The sequence below is a fragment of the Aequorivita antarctica genome (assembly GCF_007997155.1).
Taxonomy (GTDB): domain Bacteria; phylum Bacteroidota; class Bacteroidia; order Flavobacteriales; family Flavobacteriaceae; genus Aequorivita; species Aequorivita antarctica.
Map to the genome: position 1 here is coordinate 12827 of NZ_VORT01000020.1, position 24092 is coordinate 36918.

At 31.9% G+C, this 24092-nt stretch carries 27 protein-coding genes; 3 read left to right on the forward strand and 24 right to left on the reverse strand.

The window, feature by feature from the left end; genetic code table 11:
- Positions 1 to 79 precede the first annotated feature (79 nt).
- The 12 genes from ESU54_RS17050 to ESU54_RS17110 all read right to left on the reverse strand — a co-directional run bounded on the left by ESU54_RS17050 (position 80) and on the right by ESU54_RS17110 (position 12286).
- Positions 80 to 2416: a TonB-dependent receptor gene (locus ESU54_RS17050; RefSeq protein ID WP_111845752.1), complete on the reverse strand. Its 2337-nt coding sequence runs from the start codon at positions 2414 to 2416 to the stop codon at positions 80 to 82.
- Positions 2417 to 2490: 74 nt separating this feature from the next.
- Positions 2491 to 2856, reverse strand: coding sequence for a response regulator transcription factor (locus ESU54_RS17055; protein ID WP_211362155.1), 366 nt, complete (start codon positions 2854 to 2856; stop codon positions 2491 to 2493).
- A 92-nt stretch (positions 2857 to 2948) separates the two neighbouring features.
- On the reverse strand, positions 2949 to 3260 hold the full coding sequence (locus ESU54_RS17060; RefSeq protein ID WP_111845754.1) for a hypothetical protein: 312 nt from the start codon (positions 3258 to 3260) through the stop codon (positions 2949 to 2951).
- Between the two features lie 301 nt (positions 3261 to 3561).
- Positions 3562 to 4320, reverse strand: coding sequence for a subclass B1 metallo-beta-lactamase (bla, locus tag ESU54_RS17065; protein ID WP_111845755.1), 759 nt, complete (start codon positions 4318 to 4320; stop codon positions 3562 to 3564).
- Positions 4321 to 4999: 679 nt separating this feature from the next.
- The gene (locus tag ESU54_RS17075; RefSeq protein ID WP_146848158.1) at positions 5000 to 5542 is read right to left on the reverse strand and encodes a GrpB family protein; all 543 of its coding nucleotides are present in this window, start codon (positions 5540 to 5542) and stop codon (positions 5000 to 5002) included.
- A gap of 177 nt (positions 5543 to 5719) precedes the next feature.
- The gene (locus tag ESU54_RS17080; protein WP_146848159.1) at positions 5720 to 6136 is read right to left on the reverse strand and encodes a DoxX family protein; all 417 of its coding nucleotides are present in this window, start codon (positions 6134 to 6136) and stop codon (positions 5720 to 5722) included.
- Positions 6137 to 6152: 16 nt separating this feature from the next.
- Positions 6153 to 6473: a hypothetical protein gene (locus ESU54_RS17085; RefSeq protein ID WP_146848160.1), complete on the reverse strand. Its 321-nt coding sequence runs from the start codon at positions 6471 to 6473 to the stop codon at positions 6153 to 6155.
- Between the two features lie 267 nt (positions 6474 to 6740).
- The gene (locus ESU54_RS17090; protein WP_146848161.1) at positions 6741 to 9047 is read right to left on the reverse strand and encodes a T9SS type A sorting domain-containing protein; all 2307 of its coding nucleotides are present in this window, start codon (positions 9045 to 9047) and stop codon (positions 6741 to 6743) included.
- A gap of 954 nt (positions 9048 to 10001) precedes the next feature.
- The gene (locus ESU54_RS17095; RefSeq protein WP_146848162.1) at positions 10002 to 10262 is read right to left on the reverse strand and encodes a hypothetical protein; all 261 of its coding nucleotides are present in this window, start codon (positions 10260 to 10262) and stop codon (positions 10002 to 10004) included.
- 91 nt (positions 10263 to 10353) lie between these two features.
- The gene (locus ESU54_RS17100) at positions 10354 to 10602 is read right to left on the reverse strand and encodes a hypothetical protein (protein WP_170253303.1); all 249 of its coding nucleotides are present in this window, start codon (positions 10600 to 10602) and stop codon (positions 10354 to 10356) included.
- Between the two features lie 308 nt (positions 10603 to 10910).
- Positions 10911 to 11534, reverse strand: a complete 624-nt coding sequence (locus ESU54_RS17105; protein ID WP_146848164.1) for a hypothetical protein — start codon at positions 11532 to 11534, stop codon at positions 10911 to 10913.
- 404 nt (positions 11535 to 11938) lie between these two features.
- Positions 11939 to 12286, reverse strand: a complete 348-nt coding sequence (locus ESU54_RS17110; protein WP_146848165.1) for a winged helix-turn-helix transcriptional regulator — start codon at positions 12284 to 12286, stop codon at positions 11939 to 11941.
- Positions 12287 to 12377: 91 nt separating this feature from the next.
- Between ESU54_RS17110 and ESU54_RS17115 the strand changes: the two genes are divergently transcribed.
- The 3 genes from ESU54_RS17115 to ESU54_RS17125 are packed head-to-tail and all read left to right on the forward strand — an operon-like array spanning position 12378 to position 14255.
- Entirely contained in the window at positions 12378 to 13148 is a 771-nt protein-coding gene (locus tag ESU54_RS17115; protein WP_146848166.1) for a type 1 glutamine amidotransferase domain-containing protein, read from the forward strand.
- 4 nt (positions 13149 to 13152) lie between these two features.
- Positions 13153 to 13602 carry an OsmC family protein gene (locus ESU54_RS17120; RefSeq protein ID WP_146848167.1) on the forward strand — a complete coding sequence of 150 codons (450 nt, stop codon included), beginning with the start codon at positions 13153 to 13155 and terminating at the stop codon, positions 13600 to 13602.
- Between the two features lie 23 nt (positions 13603 to 13625).
- On the forward strand, positions 13626 to 14255 hold the full coding sequence (locus ESU54_RS17125) for an NADPH-dependent F420 reductase (RefSeq protein ID WP_146848168.1): 630 nt from the start codon (positions 13626 to 13628) through the stop codon (positions 14253 to 14255).
- A 508-nt stretch (positions 14256 to 14763) separates the two neighbouring features.
- Here ESU54_RS17125 and ESU54_RS17130 read toward each other — a convergent pair.
- The 12 genes from ESU54_RS17130 to ESU54_RS18000 all read right to left on the reverse strand — a co-directional run.
- Positions 14764 to 15123, reverse strand: coding sequence for a hypothetical protein (locus ESU54_RS17130; RefSeq protein WP_146848169.1), 360 nt, complete (start codon positions 15121 to 15123; stop codon positions 14764 to 14766).
- 176 nt (positions 15124 to 15299) lie between these two features.
- Positions 15300 to 16280 (reverse strand): hypothetical protein, encoded by a 981-nt coding sequence (locus tag ESU54_RS17135; RefSeq protein ID WP_146848170.1) that lies wholly within the window; start codon positions 16278 to 16280, stop codon positions 15300 to 15302.
- Between the two features lie 209 nt (positions 16281 to 16489).
- Positions 16490 to 16876, reverse strand: coding sequence for a DUF6326 family protein (locus ESU54_RS17140; RefSeq protein ID WP_211362157.1), 387 nt, complete (start codon positions 16874 to 16876; stop codon positions 16490 to 16492).
- Between the two features lie 369 nt (positions 16877 to 17245).
- A complete protein-coding gene (locus tag ESU54_RS17145; protein WP_146848171.1) occupies positions 17246 to 17884 on the reverse strand; it encodes a hypothetical protein in 639 nt (212 codons plus the stop codon).
- Between the two features lie 86 nt (positions 17885 to 17970).
- Positions 17971 to 18552, reverse strand: a complete 582-nt coding sequence (locus ESU54_RS17150; RefSeq protein WP_146848172.1) for a Crp/Fnr family transcriptional regulator — start codon at positions 18550 to 18552, stop codon at positions 17971 to 17973.
- A 184-nt stretch (positions 18553 to 18736) separates the two neighbouring features.
- The gene (locus ESU54_RS17155) at positions 18737 to 19138 is read right to left on the reverse strand and encodes a VOC family protein (RefSeq protein ID WP_146848173.1); all 402 of its coding nucleotides are present in this window, start codon (positions 19136 to 19138) and stop codon (positions 18737 to 18739) included.
- A 156-nt stretch (positions 19139 to 19294) separates the two neighbouring features.
- The gene (locus ESU54_RS17160; protein WP_146848174.1) at positions 19295 to 19918 is read right to left on the reverse strand and encodes a CatB-related O-acetyltransferase; all 624 of its coding nucleotides are present in this window, start codon (positions 19916 to 19918) and stop codon (positions 19295 to 19297) included.
- A 477-nt stretch (positions 19919 to 20395) separates the two neighbouring features.
- Complete coding sequence (locus ESU54_RS17170; protein WP_146848176.1) at positions 20396 to 22033, reverse strand: serine hydrolase; 1638 nt, start codon at positions 22031 to 22033, stop codon at positions 20396 to 20398.
- Positions 22034 to 22142: 109 nt separating this feature from the next.
- Positions 22143 to 22598 carry a DUF6249 domain-containing protein gene (locus ESU54_RS17175; RefSeq protein WP_146848177.1) on the reverse strand — a complete coding sequence of 152 codons (456 nt, stop codon included), beginning with the start codon at positions 22596 to 22598 and terminating at the stop codon, positions 22143 to 22145.
- A gap of 52 nt (positions 22599 to 22650) precedes the next feature.
- Complete coding sequence (locus ESU54_RS17180; RefSeq protein WP_146848178.1) at positions 22651 to 23103, reverse strand: hypothetical protein; 453 nt, start codon at positions 23101 to 23103, stop codon at positions 22651 to 22653.
- Positions 23093 to 23671 (reverse strand): RNA polymerase sigma factor, encoded by a 579-nt coding sequence (locus ESU54_RS17185; RefSeq protein WP_146848179.1) that lies wholly within the window; start codon positions 23669 to 23671, stop codon positions 23093 to 23095. The genes ESU54_RS17180 and ESU54_RS17185 overlap by 11 nt, the downstream gene beginning before the upstream one ends.
- A 166-nt stretch (positions 23672 to 23837) precedes the next feature.
- A partial coding sequence (locus ESU54_RS18000; protein ID WP_211362159.1) for a hypothetical protein occupies positions 23838 to 24092 on the reverse strand: 255 nt, incomplete at its 5' end.

The window sequence follows — 24092 nt, forward strand, 5'->3', positions numbered from 1 at the left end:
TGCGAATTGCCTTCACTTCATTAAGTGATATTTTCACAAATTAACCTCTTTTAATAATTCTAAATTATTGTTCAAATTTTTAAAACTCTATTTTGTATGTCAAATTTGGAATGATAATAGCGGGTTTGTCCACATCTACTCTATTCTCTATAAGGTTGTACTTAAATCCATTATAATCTGGTTGGCGGGTAAGGTTTATAATCTTAAGAGCAATTTCCTGGGAGTTTTTACTTTTGTTTATTCTATAACTAGCCGTAAAATGCACGTTTAAAGCTGGATCAAATTGTTTGGAAAATGCTTTAGACTCGTCAAATACAACATCTTTTGAAGAATTTGATACTAGATTGTTGATAGGAGAATAACGATTACCACCCTGGTAGGTAACTCTAGTATTTATACTTAAAATATTTTGATTGCTTTTACCTATCTGCCATTCTTTACCTATCAAAAAGTTAAATACATAATTTCGGTTATATCTTGTGTCCCTCCAAACCCCATCACCTCCTTTATATTTAGACTCAAATAATGAACCTGTTAACATATAATAATATTCTTTTGACATATATTTTTCAAAGGTAAAATCAACTCCATAATTTCTGCCTATACCGGTATTCTGCAATTTTTCTGAAAAAAACCAATCACTTTGAAGATTAAGAAATGAAAATGAACTATTGGTTATTACAGGAACTGAAAATAACTGCTGATAATATGGTTCAATTTTTAAATGAATCAATTCAGAAACATTCCAATCATAACTGAATACAAAGTGGTTTGACTTTGTGAAATCTAAATTTTTGTTTACCTGCTTTTCATCGGTAATTAATGAATTATTAAAATAATAATTTATATTTTCTAATCTGCTGTGCAAGCCATAACCCAATCCCAAAGATTGTTTTTGACTTAATTGGTATTTTATTCCCAGTCTTGGTTCTAGCGTATAATGATTATTCAATGTAAAGATTTGCCCATTAATGCCCACATTCATCAATAATTTATCTGTAAGTTTGATTGTAGAACTACTGTAAGCCGAAAGTAATGAGCTAAACCCATTTGAATTTACAATTTCCTTAGGAGGTGAATTTTCAGAAAAAGACTTGTTTAATAACAAATCATACATCATACCCGTTATTAATATTCCAGTTTTATTTGTGTGTTTGGAATTAAATCTTCTATTAATGAATGATGACAAGACTATATTCGAATTTGCAAATTCTATATTGCTTTGGGGCACCAATTTAAGAAAGGGATTGAGTTTTTGAGCAGACCATTGAGTTCCATTAGAAGTGACAGCTAAAGCTGTTTTTAAATAGGCATCGTTCTTAAAAAAATATTTATTACTAACACCTAAGGCACCCATAAATTGTTTGATATCATTGTTCTCTTTATCATTCAAATACTTCCACTCTAAACTATCTGTTTTAACTTTAGATTTTGCTGCATCTATTAGTCCTATTCCCCATACTGAAAACACGCCAGTTTTTTTTGTAGGAAAATTTAATTTGAATGAAAGGTCTTGAAATTTAATACTACTAGCGTCTTCAGGCAATAGAGAAGCTAGCATACCCAAAGTAGAATACCTATAATTGTAAATGTAAGATGAACGACTTCCTTTTTTGAAAGGACCTTCTTGTGAAGTTTCCATTCCGATTATACCTGCTTGAATAGTACGTTCTGTCTTTTCATTATTACCTTTCTTCAGCGCAATATCAAAAACACCCGATAGTCCATTATTATATTCCGCTGGAAATGCACCAGTGAAGAAATCTGAATTTGCTAACATCTGACTGCTTAAAGCCGTAAATAAACCTCCTCCAAACGATTGCAAATCTCCGAAATGATTTGGTGCAGGTATTTCAATCCCTTCCATTTTCCATTGTAAAAATTTAGGCGCATTACCTCTTACGATAATTCCATTGTCACCAGTATTTCCAGCAATCCCGGCAAATGAAGTTGTTAAACGAGCAGGATCGTCAAATCCCCCCGCATATCTTTTGGCCTCTTCCACGCTTAACATTCGTGCACTCACAGTTGCCATTGCATTAAGTGGTTGTTCTTTATTTACCCTCGGTATAATTACTATTTCATCGAGCCTTGTACTTTTTTCTCTGAGTTGAATAGTAACAAAGGTCTGTTTTGCCGAACTAACCACTACCTCCCTAATTATAGTGGGTTCATAACCCACATAGGTAACGTTTAGATTATATCTTCCGACAGGAACATTCGCAATTGAAAAGTTTCCAGAAGCGTCAGTTGTTGTTCCAATTAAAGGATTCGTGTTGAGTATTACTATTGAAGCAAAAGCTATAGGTTTATTTGAGGCATTATCAATAACTGATCCTCGAAGAGTTTGGGAAGTTTGAGAAATTGAATGAAGTGATAAGAGAACAAAACAAAAAATAGAAATAATTCGTAGCATTATTTATTTGATAATTAGACATCACAAAACTCTATCTAACTCAAATTTTAATCAATACTGATTAATCAGTATATTTAGTCTAAAAGTCCAAATTTTGTAGCAAAAAGCAATGCTTCAAATGAATTGTTCGCACCTAATTTTTCTAAAAATCTTTGTCTATGGGTGTTCACCGTATGAACACTAATAGATAATTTATTAGAAATTTCTTTACTGAGAAGTCCCGTTTTTACGAGTTTCAAGATTTCCAATTCTCTTTTTGTCAGTTCCAACCCTATTTTTCTAGATGCTTCCATAGGAATAATATTGCCAGTTCTAAAATTTAACAACTGACTTTGACTCTCATCCAAATCCTCTTGATTTGAAGATACATCCACAATATTAAGCATCAGCCATATTTGACCAGAAGCGTCCAGTTCTAAAACTTGATATTGCTCTATCAACCTAACATATTGATCTTGAGAATTCAACATTCTATATTCCGTAATCAATTTATAATTAAGCTTTTCATTGCTTGAAAAATTATTTAATAATTTTAAAACCGAAACACCATTGATACTACATTTAAGAGCATCCTCTGGGTGAATTTTACTACCAAAAAATGTTGCCCACTATTCTTATAATCAGCCGGCTCATAACCTAGGAGAATACCAAAATTTGAGGAATAAAATATAACTTCACGCTTACTTAAATCAAAAATCCCTGTTCCAGAGTTCCCTATGTCAGATATAGTCTGTAACACAGGCATGTGTTTACTAATTACAGAATAATCTAAATCTTTTTTATCAAATTTTAATTGTAATAAATATTTAAAAAATATTTCTTGTATGTGATTAATTTCTGCCATTGTTTCTTAATTATATTCTTGACTAACAATAAATTAGATTCAAGATATGGACAACCATAGTGCTCGTTCAGGAAAGACCACCAGATTTTTAGCTATAATCGAAGATAGTAAATTGCAATGGATTCGGTTTATAATTTAAAAAATTAAGCTACAAGCTTTGAGTCTGTTTAATATCTCATATTTTTATATTATATATGGTTTTGCACCCATATTATATAATGAAAGACCCCTTAAAACAAAGTGTTAATTTTTTCTTAAATATAAAATATCGGGATATTTAAAAATTGTCAGTATTTATTAATTATAAAGTTCTAAATAATTTAATTGTGTAATTAAGTAATTTTGTGTCGCCATAGTCTCCATGCCCCGGAACTACAATTTTCAAATTTGGATATTGCTTTTTAATTTTTGCGACTGTGATTGACCACTCTTCAACGTTCGCATCATCTAAATACCCTTTAGTTCCGTCCAATGCTTTTATTAAACAACCACCAAAAAGCAAATCTTCACTTGGAATATAAGTGACCACGTTATCTTTGGTATGTCCTTCTCCAAAAAACTTTGTAATAGTAGTTTGGTTACCTACTTTTAAAACAAGTGAATCCTTAAAACTATTTTTGGGAAGCGCAAAATTATTTTCAAAAGCACGTTCTATTGTTTTAAAATAAGCATAGGAAGGGATACCATTATCATGGAATGCCTGAAGTCCCCCAAGGCAGTCGTCGTGAAAATGTGTTGGAATAATTACATTTATTTCACAATGGAGCGTTTCTTTTATCCATTTTATTAATTCTTCTGAGCTTTTGTTATTAATGGGGGTATCGAAAACAACAATTTCATCTCCATTTCTTAAGAAGATTCCATTACAGGGAACATTTCCAAAATCATTCGTTTGTTTAAAGGAGGTATGCTCAAAAGTATTTTCGGTTATTTGGGTTACAATTAGATCTTCGGATTTATAAACTTCCATGGGCTTGAACCCATCTTGCTTATTGATACAAGAATATAAACAGGTAAGCGTAATTACAAGTAGCAATAGTTTTTTTTTGATCGATTTCATATTTTTTATTTATTTTTTTTTAAGACAATTTATATCAACTTTTATTTTCACTTTCTAATTAACTTGTAGGTATAAATTTCATTTTTATCTTTAGTTAATTTTGATGCCATTGTTGGATGTTGCCAAAAACCCCATGAAAATCATATTTCCCCCTTTCTTGCATTATGGAATTTTCAAATGTTTCATTCCATTTGCTAGGGATGTTAGTTGCCGAATGTGAAAGAAATCCATTCCTACTAGAATTATCATACCCTGCCTGGTATTTTGAAAGAAATTCTACAACTGCCGTTTTTGCCTTCAATGAAATTGTTTGGCAAAAGAAAATATACTTTAAACAAATTTCCAAATTTTGAAGGATTCATATTTAATCATTATAACCACAATGAATTTAAGTATTGAAAAGAATCTTTACTGATTACTTTAAACGCAAAAAATATTTCTTTTTTATGCAAATATTGAAATTATCCTTTGTGGAGTTTTTAAACCTTGATAATAAAATGAAAGGGTAGCATGCTAAATTAGCCTTAGCAGGTACCCATCTATATTTTTTTTAAAAGTGATATTTTCTTAAAACAAAAAAAATACCTAAAAACAGGTGTTTTTATTTGTTGAGGAAAAGGAAAATTTCCAATTTTAAAAGAATAAAGCTAGAGTATTATGAAAATGAGAGGGTTTTTGACTAAGAAGTTTGCTGGATGAAGGCTTTTTCCTTTTCTATTATTGAGTCGATAAAATCATTAATATTTAATTCTTTTAAATCGGCATATAATTTTCTATCCTGATTGGCTTTTTCGGCTAGTTCATATTTCATTCCTTGATATTTTAATCTCGCCCAATCATTTTTTCTCAAAAAATTTCTAGATAAAATATGTCTCTCCAATGCTTTACTACTACTTGGGCACACATAAAGATGATGTAGTTTAGTATCTAAAATCTCATTTTTACACTTTCCATTTCTTTTAAAAACCTCCCGTTCTTCAATACCCTGGTTTCCATTATGATAATACCCGATTTTTATCAATCTATTTTTTATTATCTCAAAAAATGTCTCGTGTTCATAAATAATATCTATATCAATTATTGGTTTTGAGTCCAACATAGGTACAGAGGTACTTCCAATGTGTTCAATTTTGTGTTCAACTCCAACTAAGCCAATTTTAATTTCACGTTTCAAATCTTTGAAATCTTTAATCCACTCTGTTGTGTACTTTTTAATAAGCATAAATCTCTACTAATTCAGCCCCAAATGTTAAACATTGTTTTATCCAAAATTCCATAATTCATTTTAATACGTTCTACATTCAAAGATATAAACCAAACATGAGCCAACATTAATTCATTTCTCAAAAAAGTACATTTTTTATTTGTCGAGTATAGTTAATCAATTGACTCTCATAAACTAATTCCATTTAGATTTAGTTGAGATTGCATACTTTCCAGCTCCCAAGAAAAAAATCTCTATCGCTCCAAAGAGGTATAGCCCTTGCAATTCGATGGCCCAGCCACCAAATTCATTTAAGGTAAAAACATCCGCAGAATGAGCCATTAAAATAGCTGTCAACATATTTAATGCTAAAACTAAACTTGCCAATCTTGCCCTCCACCCTATTAGAATTAATATTGGCGCTATTATCTGTCCTAAAAAAACGGAGTAGGCCACGAATTCTGGAATCCCAATATCAGAGAGTAAACTTTTAATAAATGTATAATCTGAATTTAAGTTTGCCATACCGTGGAATAGGATAAGTATTCCGATACTAATCCTTAATAATAGCAAACCTAAATCCCTACCGTGAGTCTTTTCTATAGTTTTCATTCAATTTAAATTTCTATTATTCAAAATTAAAAAAACAATCCAAGCTATTTGAAATAGAAATTGCAAATAGATAAAATGGGATAATGTAAGTTTTTCTAAGAAAGTGATCTTTTATAAAAGCCTTAAAGAACATATTTTGCAATTTGGTTGTAATAAGAAGTGTTCCAAAAAAAAGAGGTATACCGGAAATGGTATAGGTTATTATGTGAATTAATCCAGATTGATTTGTTAAATCAAACAACCATTTTCTTATGGCTATAAAGTACAATTCATCAAGAAAGAAATAAAAACCAAATGATATAACAATTATTAAAATAGTTTTTATTGACTTCTTCATTTTAATTTTTTTGAGTTCTATTTTTATAGAAGTTCCTTTTAATAAAATGGTTGTCTGTAAAAAATAAATTTAAGTAAAAGACTATTCATTTATACGCTATGGTGAATCATTATGTATGGGGCGGTGGGCTCGGTACTAATTTGAAATTGCTGGCGCATTTCATATTCACTCGGCTATCTTTTTTTCGACATCATTGTAATAAAAGTCTTCTCTTTCAAATACGCTATTTATGCAATGTTAATCTTTAAAATGTACATATTGTTTAGTCTATTGCTTAATAATTCGTTTAAAAAATGTTACATTATTGCTATCCAGTATGCGAATTAAATATACTCCGGCTGCTAATTTTGAGATATTTAAGTTAGAAACATAATCACCTTCATAGACTTTAGTTCCTGTTTGTGAAAAAATAGTGATTTGAGTTACGCTTGTGTTTTTTAAACTGATATTTAATATATCACTTGTAGGATTAGGGTATATTTCTATAGTATCATTACTATTTCCGAATTGCGCTGTGCCCAAAATATTTAAATCTATGGTATATTCAATAATACCCAAATCATAAGTTGCTATAAATACTTTCACAGAATCTTCATTAAAAAAATACGAGGAGGATGATGCACCTATATATAGTAATTCTTCATTATTTATGGTTTCCCAATTTTCTCCGCTATCAGTTGAATAATGCAACAAATAATCAGAAATATCTGAGCTATAGGTAGAGGCCGTCATTGCTCCTTCAGTTTCCGTTGAAAATGCTACATTGGATACTGAAAATGTGGTTCTTCTACCCCAATTTATGCCTGCATCATCTGAAATAAAAATACCTTTTGAACTTGCTAAAGCCATACGGTTTGAATCTAAAGGGTCTTGTTGAAGATCAAAAATAAGATCGTTTGTACTCAATACCTCCAGTCCATTACTGTTATTAGTCCAAGTAATTCCACTATCATTCGAAATGTATATTTCTGTTCCAATAGCAACAGTTATTTTTTCAGCACCATCAATCAAAATACCATTAATGTAATTGAGAGACGGTAAGTTAATATTGGTCTCAATAACATTATTTAAATCACTAAAATTAATATATTTAAGCTGGGTTTCCGTGGGCTCAAAACCAGCAAAGGCTGCCAAAATATGCTGTGGCATATTGGGAAATGTAGCTACAGCGGTTAAGCCACTTGCAAAAAGCGACAATAATTCATTTTTAGTTTCGCCATTATCATCACTTACTTTAATACTTGAGCCTATAAAACTTGAAGTGAATGTGTAAATACGATTTGGTGTAATCTTATCTGCATATTGTGTTTGCCCAGGATTGGAAGAAACAATATTCAATGGTACAATATCGTATGAAGTGTCCAAACCTGTATTTAAGTCTCGATGTACGTATCCAAACTGAACGCCGTAATAAAGATTCGCATTTGAACCATTTTTATATATATCTATATTTCCTGTACTCCAAAAAAAAGGGTTTTTAGATTTAACAAGTGTTTCGCCACCATTTGCTGAAAACAAAGGAACATAATTGGCGCTAATAAAAATCTCTTGGGAATTCTGCGGATTATAACTCGCATTCAGACCGTAGTAGTAGCTTTCTGGATTTTCATCTAAATAAATAAAACTTTCCCAAGTAAGGCCACCATCTTCAGAAATTACAATTTCGTTTTCTTCCAAAATAATAATTTGCGATGGGTTATTTTCATTAAAGTGAATCACGTTGATACAATCTAAAATTCCATCAGTCCAAGTTATAGGTATGATAGCGAAATTTTCACCACCATCTGTAGAACTATAAACGTTCTCTGTGTTTCCCCCAAAACTGATTCCAGTCCCCATTAAGATATTTTGATCATTAAATGGATCAAAGGTTATTGGATCTAGAACAATTCCCGGGAGTTTTTCTACCCAAGTTTGACCTGCATCTTGTGATACAAAAAGACCACCATCAATGTTTGTGCTTCCGTTTCCACGAGTAAGGAAAAGTTTTTCAGGATCGTTTGGGCTTATAGCCACATCGTTTATAAAAACAGTATCGTTTTCATTCGTATAGTAAATCATATTCCAAGTAATACCGCCATCAGGACTGTAAAACGTTTTTCCTTCGAAGTTTAATCCTACTTTATAGACAGTATCGACAAGAAGTATGTCCATATTATTATCATAAAAATCATAAGAATGCGCAACAGCAGAATCAATTTGGTTCGGAAGTGGGATTGTTTTTACAATTGAAGCGGATACTATGTCATAAATCATAATTGCATTTATTGTGGTATTCTTCGAATATTTCGAAAAGGTTAGCTTGGTTCCGTCTGGGGTAAGTTTTAAATCTCTTACCCCGGAAGATTGACCAATATCCAAGGAATATAAAACATTCCAAGTTGTACCGTTATCTTCTGAAACCACAATATGGTTTCCCAAAGTGGCAGCATATAATTTATTCGGTACATTGGCATCATAGATTACGTCAAATAGGCGACCAAAATCCTCTGAGCCCGTTATTTCAATTTGTGCGAAAGAAGATTGGAAAGAAAAGCATAAAATAAATAAAACTAAACTAATTAATTTTTTCATAATTAAGGTTTTTTATAGGAAGCCAATATTTAGAAATTATTAGCCAGATAACAAAAAAAATATCTTAAATAGCGTGACTGCTTTTAGAAAAAGTGTGACATTGCGTCTTAAAATATTATGATATAGCGATATAAAGCAATACTATTTTTCAGCCCCATTTTATTACTTATTCGCTCTTTTCGTTTGCGAGCTGCTTCAACCGTTATATTAAACAGAGAGGCAATTTCCTTTATTGTAAGATCCATAATATATAAAACTGGAAACGGATATTATTCGCAGTTAGTTCAAGATGTTTGTTTCGAAGTTTTGTAAGTAGCCTTTGGTTTACTTCTTCAAAATGTTTAAGAAAACTTTCCCATTCCGAATCATTTTTAAGCAATTTTTTTAGCTCCTTTATTTTAGTAGATAAAAAATCATTCCGCGCAATTTTGGATTGGTTTGTTAAACTATTAATAACCTGATTAATCAATTTGTTTCGTCCCAAAATTTGGAGGGCCTTTGTTGCTAACTTTCTGTTTCTGTTTTCTATTTCATTTTTCAGACGCTACTGTTCCAATTTGGCCATTGTTTTTTTTGTGAGTAGTTGTTTCTCTAACAAAAAGTTATCACTTTCTTTTTTTGAAGTTGTAAATCATTAAATTCATTACTACGCTGTAATAAAATTTTTCTTTGTTTATTTTTAATATAATTGCTATATAGTGCCCAAGCAAATAAAATTATAATTAGCAACGAAATACTCAAAAGGCTATAAAGTATTTTTTGTTGCTCTTTTTAGCGTTCGAAGCTCCTTTTAATAATTTGCAATTTCAAATTTTATCCTATTGGTTTCAAATAATCTATCATTTTTCAACTAATTTAGGGAATTGATCAATGAAATCACGGAATCTTTTGCTCGAAAAGCCTCATCGTACAAACTGTTTTTGAGGAATACTTCCGCTAATTGTTGGTATGCCCTTAAGCGATTTCAGGGTTCAGGGCGGCCTTTAAAGCGGCTTTTCCATATTCAACAGCTTGTAAGACCTCGCCCATATCTTTTGCTATATTGGAAAGCAATATCAATATGGATATTCCTTCTTCATTAAAGGCTATTTTCTCCAAATCAGGTAGTAATTTTTCTACCAAGGATTTTGCTTTTTGAAAATCCCCTTTTATGTAGTTGTTTTCAACCAAAGCAGTTTCAGCCAAAATGTAAATAGAAGGTTCATTTTTAAGCATTTCTTTTGCCTCAGCCAAATAATAGCTGCGATATCGATTTTATTCTGTTGATTGGCAGCTATACCCAGATTTATAGCATATAAGACTATTTTCACATTTTCTTTATGTTTTTTTGCAAGTATATATGCTTTGGAAAATACTTTTCTGCCTTTAACAGATCACTTTCTTTGCTATAGGGGATAGCAATGTTGTTTAGAAACGTCATCTCTTCGTTTTCGTCAAGATGTTTTAGTGCTATGGAATATGCTTTCAAATAATAGTCCAAGGCTTCCCAATAATCCAACATAGAATAATTATTGGCCCCTATAGTGTTTAAGGCTAGAAACTGTTGCCTGTACAAAAGATTTTTTTTAGACAAAGTGCGTAACTTCATCAATAATTCCATGGATAAAGCAAAATTTTTATTATTTCTTGCATTTATTCCCTGAATTAATAGACTATCCAATTGGGCAGTACTCTGCCCAAGGATAAATGGACTAATAAAAAGAAAGAAAAACAGCAAAAACCTTTCATAATAGCTAGTAAGAGCGTGAAGTTATCCCAAATAATGAAAAGGCAACAATTAATTATTGGCTGATTTTTATTCTTTTTTAACGGATTGTAAATTTTTATATAGTTTCAATAATTGAAAATCCTAAACAAAAAACACTACAATTTAAGCACCTTCTTTTTTTGTTTTGATAACCAAACAATTAAACCAACTAAGCCGATGCTTATACAAATTACCAGCCAAAATATTACATCATAATTATCGACCAATACCCTATAACTAAAAGTAAATAAGAACAGAAGAAGCCCAATACGTATCCATAATTTATCATTTTCCAATCTTTGAGTACCATCAAATGTTGGCATCAAGTTAAAAAACATTTTAAATTCATTCCAATCCCAAATAATGAGCAGCATATTTGCAATAAGTAACATTGCAGCCAGCAAAGGAGTAAAGCCAAAACTATATGACAACGTAATAATAAAAATGTTTATAATTATAGGGAAATTAACCAATGCTCCAAGCTTAGCATATTTTTGCGTCATTAAAAGAAATCCCGCCAATAACTGACTTATTCCGATAAATTTCCAATATAACCCAGATTGATATAAGGTTTCAAAAAAGTGCCAGGCAGAATCGATTGGATTTAAAGCCCCACTTTCAGAAGTAAAGCGATTCCCTTTAATTTTTATAAGGCTAGCAAAAATGAAACAACCGCCTATAAGATAGCGCGTATATATTATAAAGATTTGGGCACAAATATTAGTTTTTATTTTTTGCATACTTATGATATTATAATATAAGAGTGACGATTATCCTCAAAATTCGTTACTCAAAATTATAAATAACAATATTTAATTTGATATTAAAAGTTTTAAAGAGTGCGGTGGCATTGATACTAATTCGAAATTTCTGACGTATTACAAATTCACTAGTTCATCATTTGTTTGGGTTTTGTATGCAGCTGCCTCGATACAAATAAAATTATATAATCTTTAATAATCAATTATTTAGATTTACTTTCGTTTTATAAATGTGGATAGGAAATAATTTATTGATACTAATTAGGATTTAATACAACCTTCTATTGGTCGAGAAAGCGCGGAAGATAAGGGCGGAACGCCATCGCTAGCAGTGGTAAACTTTGGTTAAGCAATTAATTATACCACGGTGATGTATATCGTTTTTATTTTTTATTAATGCCATCTTTTTCCATTAAACTAAAACCATAATCTCTTAATGCAGATATGATTGGAATAGAGTTATTACCTTTTTCAGTTATCGAATATTCAACTCTTACTGGGACTTCGGCAATAATTTTTTTCTCTAAAAATCCATCAGAACATAATTCTTTTAAGTTCTTACTCAACATTCTATCTGAGACATTTGATATGCTTTTTTTTAATTCGGAATACCTCACAATCTTATCTTTCAACCTCCATAAAATTGGCATTTTATAAGTTCCTCCTATTTTTGAGAATACGTATTCAACTGGTGTGTAATATTTCTTGTTATCACTTAAAAATTCTGGCATAATTACATAAATGTTAGTTGCTAACAAATATAACAATTTGTTGAGTAAGCTTACATTCAAAATATCTTTGTTCAAACAAAAATTAAAAATAATGACAGCACAGGTAAAAGAAGTTGAAAACTATGTACACTTTCATGGTGCAGCGTACAAAGGAAAAATTTTAATGGTAGCAAGTAGTCCTAAAATATCAAAACAAACAGGTTGGCCTATTGGGTTTTGGGCAGCAGAATTAACACACCCATTACAGGTTTTTCAAGAAGCTGGATATGAAGTAGATATAGCTTCTACTGAAGGAGGTAAAATTGAAATGGACGGTTATTCTAATCCCACTGATAGCAGTGGATACTCTGCACACGATATAATCACTTTAGGTTATTTGCAACTGGATTGGTTCAATAAAAAGTTAGAAAACACCCAAAGTATTAAAGATTTGAATATCAATGAATATGATGCCATTTTTTTAATAGGTGGTCAAGGTCCAATGTACACTTTTAGAGGTAATCACGATTTGGAAATACTGTTTTCTCTTTTTTATGAATCAGGCAAACCAAGTGCAGCCGTATGCCATTCAACAACTTTGCTTTTAGAAGCTAAAAAGTCGACTGGTGAACTTATCATCCACAATAAAACTTGGACAGGATTTTCTAATTCTGAAGAAGAATTTGCAGACAACGCTATTGGCATTAAAATTCAACCGTACCGAATTGAAGATGAAGCTAGAAAAATTTCAAATACAACTTTTAAAGTAGCTTCGTCATTTACTTCTTATGCTATTGAAGATGGTAATTTAATTACGGGCCAACAACAAAATTCGGGAGCTGCTGCTGCAAAATTACTCGTTGAACAATTACAAAATAAATAAAAAAATGAAAAGAAAAGCAACCGCCAATTGGCAAGGAACAGGAATGGAAGGCACAGGACAATTAAACACGACAAGTGGTGTATTTAATAACCAACCCTATTCTTTCAAAACTCGATTTAAAAATGAAGACGGAACGCTTGGCACAAATCCAGAAGAATTAATTGCAGCAGCATATGCGGGTTGTTTCAATATGGCTTTGAGTTTTCAGTTACAAGGCGCAGGTTTTATTCCCGAAAATTTACATACTGAGGCCATTTTAACTATGGAAAACAGTGATGGACATTTTAAAATTACAGGAATTGAGTTAGATCTTGAAGCGACAGTTCCAGGATTAGAAGAAGACAAATTTCTAGAAGTGGCAGCGAAAGCCAAAAATAACTGTCCCGTATCTCAAGCATTATCTGCAATTGATATAATGCTTAAAGCAACATTGCAAACTAAAACATTTAATTAATTCAGTTTAATGAAAAATAGAATATGAAATTAGCATTTATAGGAATAGGAAATGTAGGCTTGGCCCTTGCGAATAATCTACAAAAAAAAGGACATGAGATAATCGTTGCACATAATGATTCAAAAAATGAAACGGTTCAAAATGCTCTTCATAATAATCATAATTTTACGACCAACAAACTACAAGAAGCTCTTGATCTTTCAGATGTAGTATTTCTTGCGACTCCCTTTTCGGCAAATGAAGAAATTCTAAAATCATTAAAATTCAATGGTAAAATACTCATTGATTGTACAAATCCTATTGGAAAAGGATTGTCTCATGGATTGGAAAGTAAAACTTCAGGAGCTCAAAAAATACAAGAATGGTCAAAAGACGCTAAGGTTGTGAAAGCTTATACAATTTATGGTTTTGAAAACTTAATGAATACTAGTTTCCCAAAATACAACGTAAAACCTTTGATGATGATTGCCGGGAATGATTCCGTATCAAAAAAAATAGTTTCTAAATTAAACGCTGATTTAGGCTTTGAAACACTTGATACTGGACATTTAGATCAAGCATTGCATTTGGAACACCTGACATTACTTTGGGTGAAAATGGTACGAAGAGACGGACATCATCCAAACTTTACCTGGGCAATGTTAGCAAGTTGATTTTGAAAATGGCATATACAACTTATTTAAATTCTCAACATTATTAGGTTTATCCCTTCCATAGGTCTAGCTATGCCAAAGTTTTAAAAAATATCTTTCGTTTACTGTACAAATATAAATCAAACTCAACACACTCATTAAGCAAAACCTTAACAGCGTGCTTTTTAACTGCCACCACGCTAAGCCCTATGCCGAGGCTTCGGAGTACAAGGAGCTATTATCCATAAATAAGCTTTGGAGGCCAAAAGCCCACCTTCACACAAGATTTCGGTGGATAAAGGGGATAATACCAAATATAATGAATTAATAGTCTAAATTGAAAAGCATTTACCGTTACAAAAATTCGCATTGCCTTATGACGAGAAATTCGTGGAAGTACTTGCAGTATAATCATTGGTAAAAATACCTGACAGATCCTATTTGTTTATCCGTAAGTCAAGAATAACAATGTAAAAATTAAAGAAGAAATTAGTTGTGTTTTAACTCAGTTCTTTGCTGTAAGCAGGTTTTATTCCCTTTTTTTCATTAGATAATGGTAGACATTTTGACCTTCAACCGCAAATGCATAAGCTTGGACAAAAGTATATCCATTTAAAGACATAAAATTCAGTGCATCAATCATTGAATTAAGTTTCAGAATTTTACCATCAGCATCTTTTACTTGAGTTTCATTTCCAGAACTGAAAAATTTAGATTGTTGGCCAAAATCAATTTCAATAGTAACTTTATTACTAAATAATCGTGATGTTCCAACGATTTGGATATATTCTACGTCAATCTGCGCAACTGGAATATCGTTTACAGTTTGAGAAAATATAGAAATTCCGGTTAAAAATAAAATCGAAAAAATTAGAATCTTTTTAGTCATAGTATTTGTCTTTTTTATTTGTGAGAATCTTGTTCAACTTACAGACAAGGGTTCAGGATTGGCGTAGAAGCGTATTACGTGGTACTTACCTGGCCACAAGTACCAAAGCTGATTCGAGGTATAATGTTTCAAGTTGGTTCATTACCATCCATTACGCGAAGTCTTTCTTAGCAAATTTATAGTTTTAGTGACAATCCCGCATTCAATCCAAACCACATAAATAATTTTCCGTTCGACCATTCATTCTCATAAATAGAATATGGAATATCCAATGTGCCATATTCGCCATCAACTTTTTGTTCTGTAACATATATGTTAAATGAAGGTCCCATCAACAGTGAAAAATTATCAGAAAAGCTAAATTTGTAATTAAAATCTGCCTTGTTTAAAATATTACATTTAAGTTCCCAATTGTTATTAAATACAATCGAATTACCTGATAAGTCAATACTTATCTTCTGTCTGTCAGATATCGGTAAATTTACTCCAAATCCAAGACCAGCGCTATAAACAGGATTATCTTTATAGGAAGAATACCCTATTTTGTAAATTGTGTAAAACCTTTCAATCCCCATTTTGTAATTTAGATTTGAGTAAATTACTTCTCCACCAGCAAGTTCGAGTTCGTATAAACCTTTTTTTACAATGCTGAATATTCCAATTGGAACACCTTTTTCTGCATCGCCAAGAATATTAATAACTCCCAATTGAACTCCCTTTATTTTTTTTGCATAATTCACTACACCTAATTGAAAACCATTAATCTCATTTGCAGCTATATTTACAGTTGCTAACTGAAATCCTTTTGAGTTTCCTTTTGAATAATTTAATACGCCTGATAATAAAAAACCAGAGGTTGAATCCGCGCAAACATTTGAAACACCTGATAATTGAAATCCTTTGACTTTCCCTCTATTATAATTCAATACTAAACCTATTTCTACACCATTTAAGCCTCCATTTAAACCATACAAAATATTAAATGAAAAATTATTTAAATATTTAAGAGAATTCGTTCCGCTACTTCCAATTGGGTAGGCAAATGTAACCTGGACTTTTTTGGTTTTCAGGCTGTCATTATCTTGTGCAACAAGATTTATTGGTAAAAGCAGTACTAATAAGCTTACTAATCTCAATTTTCTATTCAAATTGTTCATTTTTTTAAATAATATTTGCAAATAGCCGTGTTATAGAATGCTTCTGGACTTGTAGTATTTGTCAAAGTGTTTTAACCATTAGCCAAATAGAACAATCGCTGCTAATAAACCGAATCAATGCTGGTTACGTATTAATGCCGAAGATGTAAGGAATTGAAGTAATTAAAACGATAATTCTAATAATAAGGAAAGTTATCTACCAATACATTTTATAAAATTATTAGTTCATAGGTTTTTCTTGTTTCTATACGAGGCCATTTCCATGCATAATGGATAATGAGACAAAGAAGAACAACTTCCACAACAGCAGCTAACACCATGTGCATCCAAGCGTCTCCTGCCAAATTAAATAATGTATACGGAATATACACCGCGGCAATAATGGTATTTGCCCAGCGATTTAATTTAGCCGGAAGTGCACCAGAAAGAAAAATCATTAATGCCGGAATTGTCACTGAGGCGAGTGCTGTCAAAAGAAAAGCTTGTGAAATATCAAATACAAAAACTCTCCCTTTCAGAATATCTTCAATCTTACCCGGCATATATAAGGCGAAATAATCAACATATATATATAGAGAAACATAAAACTTGCCCATAGCGTAGCAAGCTTCAGTTTCACATTTGTCTTGATTTCTTCTAGGGCATTTTGTGGTGTTTTTTTTGTGTTCATAAATTATCAACTAAAAATTATACCCGAAATGAAATCCCGGTTGGTCAAGGCGAATAATAATTTTTTTTTTCATATCTAATACCTATCAGTTGTTAAATGATAATGCAAATGTATATTGGTAAGTTGTCTTAACTCGTTCACTTAAGTTAAGAAATGAACCCTACCCTTTATTCTTTGATGTAATCCTTAATCTTAACCTACTTAATGATTCGGCTTATATACCTAAATGACTTGCTAATTAACGTTGCTGAACACGTTGGATAAATGCTGATTTTTTTCACATTGTAGTAATTATTTATTTTTTCTTTTTAAAATCAAAATTATACCCGAAATTAAGGCCAGGTTGAAAAACGGAGTTATCCCATTTTTTTTCTACTACTTTAAAAGATTCAGGAACACCATTTCTTACAGGCCAATAACTACATGCAATAGCTGGTTCAACAAAGAACCGATTATCAAAAAATTTAAATTGGTAACCCACATGGAAATTAAGATATAAGGTATATCCATTTCCAATCGTATTTTTATTTTCATCAAAATATTTTTCAAAAGCATTCAATGCATGGAGGGATATGAAGGCACCTTTCCATAAAAAACGTTGGTATCCTATTGTAGGGGCAAGGATTCGTGCATGTCCAGGATAGCCTTCTCCAGGTTTATCAAATGATGGTGATGCTAATGATATACCTAATGGCCAAGCATAAACAGATCTTTTAAAATCTAAGGAAACTACATCTTTAGGTGTAATCCTGTAGCCAATATTTAACTGAATGTACTCAGGGTTGTTTTTATTATCTAAATTTCCTAACATCAAGAGTGAACTTCCAACAAACCACTTTCTGTAAGTACTATCTTGTTTGACATCTTGTGCATTCACCTTTAAACTACTTGTTAAAACTAAAACAAGCACAATCAATAAAAATTTATTTTGCATATCCTTTTTAAATTAATGTAAAATGATACTACAAAAGTAAATGGGTGGGTTTCTTACAATCGTTAACTTAAGTTAAGAATTGAGAATTATTTCTTAATTTTTTCGAAAATTCTTGCCTTTAATCTACTTAATGATTCGGCTTTTATACCTAAATAACTAGCTAATTGATGTTGCGGAACACGTTGAATAAGGTCTGGTCTTTTTTGTAGTAAATTCAAGTATCGCTGTTCAGGGGAAGAAGTTTTAAACTCGTCAAAATTGATTTGCTGCTTTGCTAAAATTTCTGTTGATAATATACTACACATTATTTGAAATTTAGGAATTTTAATAAATAAATCAACCCCCAAATCTATGTTTGCAACCGTTAGCGTAGTATCCTCAACACAACTTATGAAATATTCAGATGGCTCATTATTTATTGCACAATGCGGTGTCAGGGCTTCCATTTCTGTAAAAAAGGCGGTAGTTTTTTCCTCACCGTCTATAATGTAATATTTCCGTATGCATCCTTTTAGAACAAAATATTCATCCTTCGATTTTTGTCCTTCCTTTAAAAGAATTGTACCCTTTTTCAATGTCCGAAAAATATCCAAAGAAGTGATATCATTCATTTCGTCTTTAGTGAGAGTAACGTATTTTGATATAAAGTCAAATAGTAAATCTTGCATTGTTTTATGTTTTTACTGTCGGCTGTTACACTTGCCACCAATTTTTATATAGATTAGCTGTGGCGTGTCTCGGTACGAGCCGTTAAAATTACAAAACTCCGCTAAGAAATCCGAGGGCTTTTCAAGATAAGTGATATCCTAGTAATAGTTAAGCATCTATGAAAAAGTACCAAGTCACGTATTTTTAAAGTTTACGTTCTGTATCTTCTTTTTCAATTCGCCAAGGTGGATTTAGTCTATTTTCTCCACCATAAAATAATATCAGCTGATTTCCATCAACATCTTTCAACCTTGCTTCTCTCCACAACCATCTTTGGTCGGTCGGTTCTTGGTCAAATTCAATTCCGCTTCTTTTTATTTTTTCAACTTGTTCGTCAAGATTTTCACATTCAAAGTACACATAAATCCCTTCTCCTTTTGGTAGATCCTCCGTTTGATGAATTGAGAATGTCGAATTGCCATTGGGACATTCAAATCTTGCGTAATGAGGTAAGGATTTCACAATCAATTTAAGTCCTAAATTTTTATAGAAAGGGATTGATTTTGTCAAATCTAATGATGGAATTGTTATTTGGTTTAAGTTCATGTTGTTCTATGCTGTTAAAATTACACACTATGTTTTGCAGTACCCGAAGGTAGCAATATAGAAGCATTTTACTGTCAACGAAGCACAAAGCATAAAGCTTGATTTAGCCACTGAACCGCCACTTTTGGGAAGGTGCTGTTGTGAGTTCGCTTTTTTTTACTTGATTAATTTGTCAATTTGATTGTCTGTTAAGTTCTGTATATTTTTTGTGATTTTTTCAATATTCCAATTCCACCATTCGAGTTCTAATAATTTTGAAATCGTTTCTTCTGAAAATCGCTTTTTGATTTCTTTTGCAGGGTTTCCACCAACAATAGAATAAGGTTCAACATCCTTGACTACAGTTGCATTTGTAGCAATAATCGCCCCATCTTCAACTGTTACTCCTGCCATTATTGTGGCGTTGTAACCAATCCAAACATCATTTCCGATATTTATATCACCCTTTTGTGGATAGGATTTTCCATCCATTGCGTTTTCCCAACCATTTCCAAAAATTGCAAAAGGATACGTAGTTAGCGAATCTGTCAAATGGTTTGCTCCATTCATTATAAATTTTACGTCAGAAGCAATCATGCAAAATTTTCCGATAGTGAGTTTATCGCCTACAAAGTCAAAATGATATTTTACATTTTTTTCAAAATTTTCTACATTTTCAAAATCATCATAGTATGTATAATCCCCAATAATAATGTTAGGATTTTTTACAATATTCTTTAAGAAGCAAAGCCTGTCATAATTGGCAAGTGGAAATTTAGTGTTCTTATTTGGTCCTGTCATAATTCTTCTTTATAATCTTATTTTTTTTGTGTTTTCAAATGACGCAAATCATGTGTATATACCACATACCTATTCGTGCTGTCCGGCATATCAGCGCTACTAGTTATTGATAATTTCAAATATAAGATAATGCAATATTACTTCATAACGGAAAACCGTAAAAGCGCGAATTTTAAGTGCCCCCCTAAGCATAAAGCTTTGGAGGGCAAAGGGGAGAAAGCCAAATATAAAGATTTTGTTGGTTTTAAAAATCTTTGAATGGCATTACAAATGCTATAACAAATAAACACGCTTTCCACTTCGACTTCGCTCAGTACAGGCGCCAGCGCGCCAGTGGGCGATGATGGGACATTTGGAAAACGTCAGCTCAATATTTGCACCAATGCCCGATAGAATCACAATTATTGAATTTACAACTTTCAGCCCCGCTATTGCCAATACGATGTTACTTACCGTTTTGCTCAAAATTCGCTTTAGTTATCTTATCTTCTTCCCCTCCATTTGCTGCCCCTTCTGAACAAAACTAAGGCTTTTTACAGTACCATCAGTGCCTAAATTAAAAACAACTTGAGCATCTATCTCTTTGATAAAAAAACTATTTTCGGCTTCAGCAAAAAGCTCAACAGATGGTTGTCCTGTTGCCTTTGCATACATACGGTCATTTTGCCTTTCTATCTCTATGTGAAAAGAAGGTTGAAGTTCATAAACACCAACATATTTGATAAGAATTTCTTTTGCCAAAGTAATAGCTTCTTTTTCTGATGCAGGCTTTTTATCTATTTCAGTACCTATACTTTTTTTGATTCGGTCATTAAATTGTGCTTGCTTTTTGCCATTTTTTGATGTGAATTTGTAAATAATAAAACTGTTGTCAAACTTAAATTCATTTTCTGAGACAGGTATAAGTTTAAAGGGGTGACCACCTTCACGAGTACTATATAGAAAACCCTCCTCACATGTTATAAAGCGAATTGCATCTTCAAACTGGTAAGCACCAATCCATTGTTTTAGTTGCTTTTCAGAAAGTATTACGGAAGCTTTATCCACTATGGGTTTACCCAGAATAATGGATACTGCCTTTAGATTGTCTGTTTCTGGACCGATACCGTCATCAAGGTTCGTTAAAACAATTGAATATATATTTCTATCAGGTACATAAACACCAGAAGCAGTAAAACCATTAATGCCTCCTGTATGTTCAATTGATGTTGTACCAGCAAGCTCATTAATTTCCCAACCATATCCGTAATTGCTATGCTTCCCGTTTTTTAAAGTATAGTTAGTAAAAGCGAGTTGTTTGCTTCTTTCTGAAATAAGGGCATTATGATGAATAGCTTTACTCCATAAAAGCATGTCATCAACAGTAGACATCAATGAACCTGCAGCGTATGGAAGAGTCATACTTATATACTCAGCATTTTGATAGATTGAGTCGTTAAGTTGATAGCCATTAGCCCGATTAGGAATTATTTTGTCACTATTTCCATAATATGAGTTCTTCATACCAAGTTTATCAAAAATATATTTCTGTACAAAATTTTCATAGCTCATGCCTGATATTTTTTCTATGATGTATCCCAACAGAACGTAATCTGAGTTACTATATTCATATCGCTCTCCGGGTTCAAATTCCAATGGCAACTTTTTGAAGCTACTTATAATTTCTTCTGGGGTCATATCATTCCGAGCTTTACTTCTAAAGTCAACCAAGTTGGTAAAACTCTTTATGCCAGAGGTGTGAACTAGCAAATTATGAAGAGTAATTTCATTACCTCGAGGATAATCGGCAATGTATTTTGACAATGGATCTTGTATGTTGAGTTTGCCTTGCTCCATCAGTAACAGGATGGATACACTTGTAAATTGCTTTGTAATAGAAGCCAAGCGCAATACATTTTCGGGTTTCATCGGTACATTCAATTCTAGGTTTGCCATACCAAAAGACTTCCTGTAAATAACCTTGTCGTCTTTGGCAATTAAAACTATTGCACCAGGTGAATTTGCTGGGTATGACTTATTAAAAATGGTATCTATCTGTGATTGAATGGACTGTGCTGAAGTAAGATTAATGCAGAGCAAAAAAGATGCTAACACTGCTAATGTTCTGAATATCATAATATTTTTTTATTGTGAATAATTTATTTATGTTAAATAATATTGGGCAATATCATCCCAGATCACCAAGTGAAGTTTAAAAGTATTGCCACAAAAAAGCGGGTAAGTGTTATTTTTTTCGTTTTCGTAAGTAGAAAAAATAGGTTAAAAAACTCAGGCCAATACTAAAAGCCATAATAGCTATAGAAAGAATATTTATAGGACCAGCCAGATAAGTAATTGCTAACCCCATTCCAAGTCCACAAAATAAAATAGCTAATTTAATTACATCATCAAATTTGTTATCATCATTTTTATTTAATGAATAATCAAGTATTTTTTCGGTCATACCTCTATCAATCATTTTGTTTTTCAAGCGGAATTCTAGGAAATATTTTACAACAGATATTAGCATAAACACCAAAAAGCTGATAAATAAAATAGGAAATATAATTCCAATCATTGGTTCTGAAGTTAACGGAACAATAGGGTCCCCTGAATTATTTTGTAGTTGATCTACATTGTTTTGTGCTACAGCGTCAACAATCGCTATAAGACTTAAGGAACTTATTAATAGTTTTTTCATCTTTAAATGTTTTAATTATACTTAATTAGACAAGTGGTTAAGATATCGGTTGCTAATTATTGTCAAATAATATTTTTTCTTTGGCATTATTCAGCTTATATATATCAGCCACAAAAAATATCACAACAAAAAGCCCTGTTCCAATTATAAATAAATTTGTGAAAAAAGATTTAGCATAAAAAACACTTACCATTGGCTGTAAAAAAGGAAGACTCAATAAAACAATACTACCCATCAAAGCTGCCATCGTACTCCAAAAGATCAAATCGCGCTTTATGTTTTCTTGTACCGCATATTTCTCAATTTTGTGCATCACAACGGTTGTAACATCAAACGAAAATTTTTCAGGTGTAATTTCATTGATCTGTCCCATCAAATGCCGGTAGTTTTCAAGTTTTGTAGAACAAATAGAACACTCCGTAATGTGATTATTAATAGCAACATCTTGTATTTCATTCAAGAGAAATGCTTGCAAGTTTTCGTCAGTCAAATGATTATTTTTCATGCACGTAAATTTTAAAATGATGGTTAATGTTGTCCTTTAGTATTTTTCTTGCTCTGTATAAGTAGCTTTTTATGGTACCTTCAGGCAGTTTAGTGATTTCTGATATTTCCCGGTTAGATAATTCTTCTAAATGGTATAAGGTTAATAAAGTGTTATATAATGGTGGAAGCTTATTTAATTCAATGTTTAATATCTCTAATGATTCTTTTTTGAAAATTTCCATCTCTATATTTTCGGATAATGTAGATTTACTTTCAAGAGTTGTCTCAATGTCAAGTATTGGGATTTTCTTTTTTTGAAGATAGTTTATGGTTGTATTGTAAGCGATATTAGCAATCCACGTTGATAATTTAGATTTGTATTGAAATGATGACAAATTTTGGTAAACCTTTAAATAAATATCCTGTACAAGGTCATTCTGGTCATCCTGATTGACCGTCATTTTCCGTACAATTTGGGTTACCAGTTTTTCTGTACTTTTCACAATAACAGCAAAATCTTGAGTGTTTCCATTCAAAATTTTAGCCACTATTACTTTATCAGAAGAAAGACTATTTTCATTACCCATACAATTTATTAGACCAATAAATTAAAATACGGTTGCAAAAAATATTTGAATATTTCGTTTTGTTATCATTTGGTTTTAGTTGCACTTTTTAAAATGGCCAGGAAACCTGTTTATATTGGCCATTTTTTATCCTTTATTCAGGACGAATCACGTTGTTCGTTGTTCGTTAAGGCACAACGTTTAGGCTATGGTTTGTTGCGGAAAATGTCCGAAGGACTTTTCCGCTGTAGCCGAAAGATAGCAAAACGGCGAGAATTTTCGGCAGAAAATTCCGCCGCAATGAACTATAGCCGTTGTGCCTGTTGCACAAGTTAGCAATTTTCCTTAATTTCATGGTATGCAAGGAAAAAAGATCTACCAAGAAAAGCTCTTCAACGATTTCCGTTTGAGCGAGCGCGTTCCAGAGCACAATTTTTACCGC

Bases quoted from the DNA above. Each gene is read 5' to 3' on its own strand.
- ESU54_RS17050 (WP_111845752.1), bottom strand. From the start codon at position 2,416: ATGCTACGAATTATTTCTATTTTTTGTTTTGTTCTCTTATCACTTCAT.
- ESU54_RS17090 (WP_146848161.1), bottom strand. From the start codon at position 9,047: ATGAAAAAATTAATTAGTTTAGTTTTATTTATTTTATGCTTTTCTTTC.
- ESU54_RS17115 (WP_146848166.1), top strand. From the start codon at position 12,378: ATGACAGCACAGGTAAAAGAAGTTGAAAACTATGTACACTTTCATGGT.
- ESU54_RS17085 (WP_146848160.1), bottom strand. From the start codon at position 6,473: ATGAAGAAGTCAATAAAAACTATTTTAATAATTGTTATATCATTTGGT.
- ESU54_RS17125 (WP_146848168.1), top strand. From the start codon at position 13,626: ATGAAATTAGCATTTATAGGAATAGGAAATGTAGGCTTGGCCCTTGCG.
- ESU54_RS17145 (WP_146848171.1), bottom strand. From the start codon at position 17,884: ATGCAAAATAAATTTTTATTGATTGTGCTTGTTTTAGTTTTAACAAGT.
- ESU54_RS17135 (WP_146848170.1), bottom strand. From the start codon at position 16,280: ATGAACAATTTGAATAGAAAATTGAGATTAGTAAGCTTATTAGTACTG.
- ESU54_RS17080 (WP_146848159.1), bottom strand. From the start codon at position 6,136: ATGAAAACTATAGAAAAGACTCACGGTAGGGATTTAGGTTTGCTATTA.
- ESU54_RS17155 (WP_146848173.1), bottom strand. From the start codon at position 19,138: ATGAACTTAAACCAAATAACAATTCCATCATTAGATTTGACAAAATCA.
- ESU54_RS17095 (WP_146848162.1), bottom strand. From the start codon at position 10,262: ATGCTTAAAAATGAACCTTCTATTTACATTTTGGCTGAAACTGCTTTG.
- bla (WP_111845755.1), bottom strand. From the start codon at position 4,320: ATGAAATCGATCAAAAAAAAACTATTGCTACTTGTAATTACGCTTACC.
- ESU54_RS17075 (WP_146848158.1), bottom strand. From the start codon at position 5,542: ATGCTTATTAAAAAGTACACAACAGAGTGGATTAAAGATTTCAAAGAT.
- ESU54_RS17140 (WP_211362157.1), bottom strand. From the start codon at position 16,876: ATGGGCAAGTTTTATGTTTCTCTATATATATATGTTGATTATTTCGCC.
- ESU54_RS17130 (WP_146848169.1), bottom strand. From the start codon at position 15,123: ATGACTAAAAAGATTCTAATTTTTTCGATTTTATTTTTAACCGGAATT.
- ESU54_RS17180 (WP_146848178.1), bottom strand. From the start codon at position 23,103: ATGAAAAATAATCATTTGACTGACGAAAACTTGCAAGCATTTCTCTTG.
- ESU54_RS17185 (WP_146848179.1), bottom strand. From the start codon at position 23,671: ATGGGTAATGAAAATAGTCTTTCTTCTGATAAAGTAATAGTGGCTAAA.
- ESU54_RS17170 (WP_146848176.1), bottom strand. From the start codon at position 22,033: ATGATATTCAGAACATTAGCAGTGTTAGCATCTTTTTTGCTCTGCATT.
- ESU54_RS17110 (WP_146848165.1), bottom strand. From the start codon at position 12,286: ATGCCAGAATTTTTAAGTGATAACAAGAAATATTACACACCAGTTGAA.
- ESU54_RS17120 (WP_146848167.1), top strand. From the start codon at position 13,153: ATGAAAAGAAAAGCAACCGCCAATTGGCAAGGAACAGGAATGGAAGGC.
- ESU54_RS17150 (WP_146848172.1), bottom strand. From the start codon at position 18,552: ATGCAAGATTTACTATTTGACTTTATATCAAAATACGTTACTCTCACT.
- ESU54_RS17060 (WP_111845754.1), bottom strand. From the start codon at position 3,260: ATGGCAGAAATTAATCACATACAAGAAATATTTTTTAAATATTTATTA.
- ESU54_RS17160 (WP_146848174.1), bottom strand. From the start codon at position 19,918: ATGACAGGACCAAATAAGAACACTAAATTTCCACTTGCCAATTATGAC.
- ESU54_RS17175 (WP_146848177.1), bottom strand. From the start codon at position 22,598: ATGAAAAAACTATTAATAAGTTCCTTAAGTCTTATAGCGATTGTTGAC.
- ESU54_RS17105 (WP_146848164.1), bottom strand. From the start codon at position 11,534: ATGCAAAAAATAAAAACTAATATTTGTGCCCAAATCTTTATAATATAT.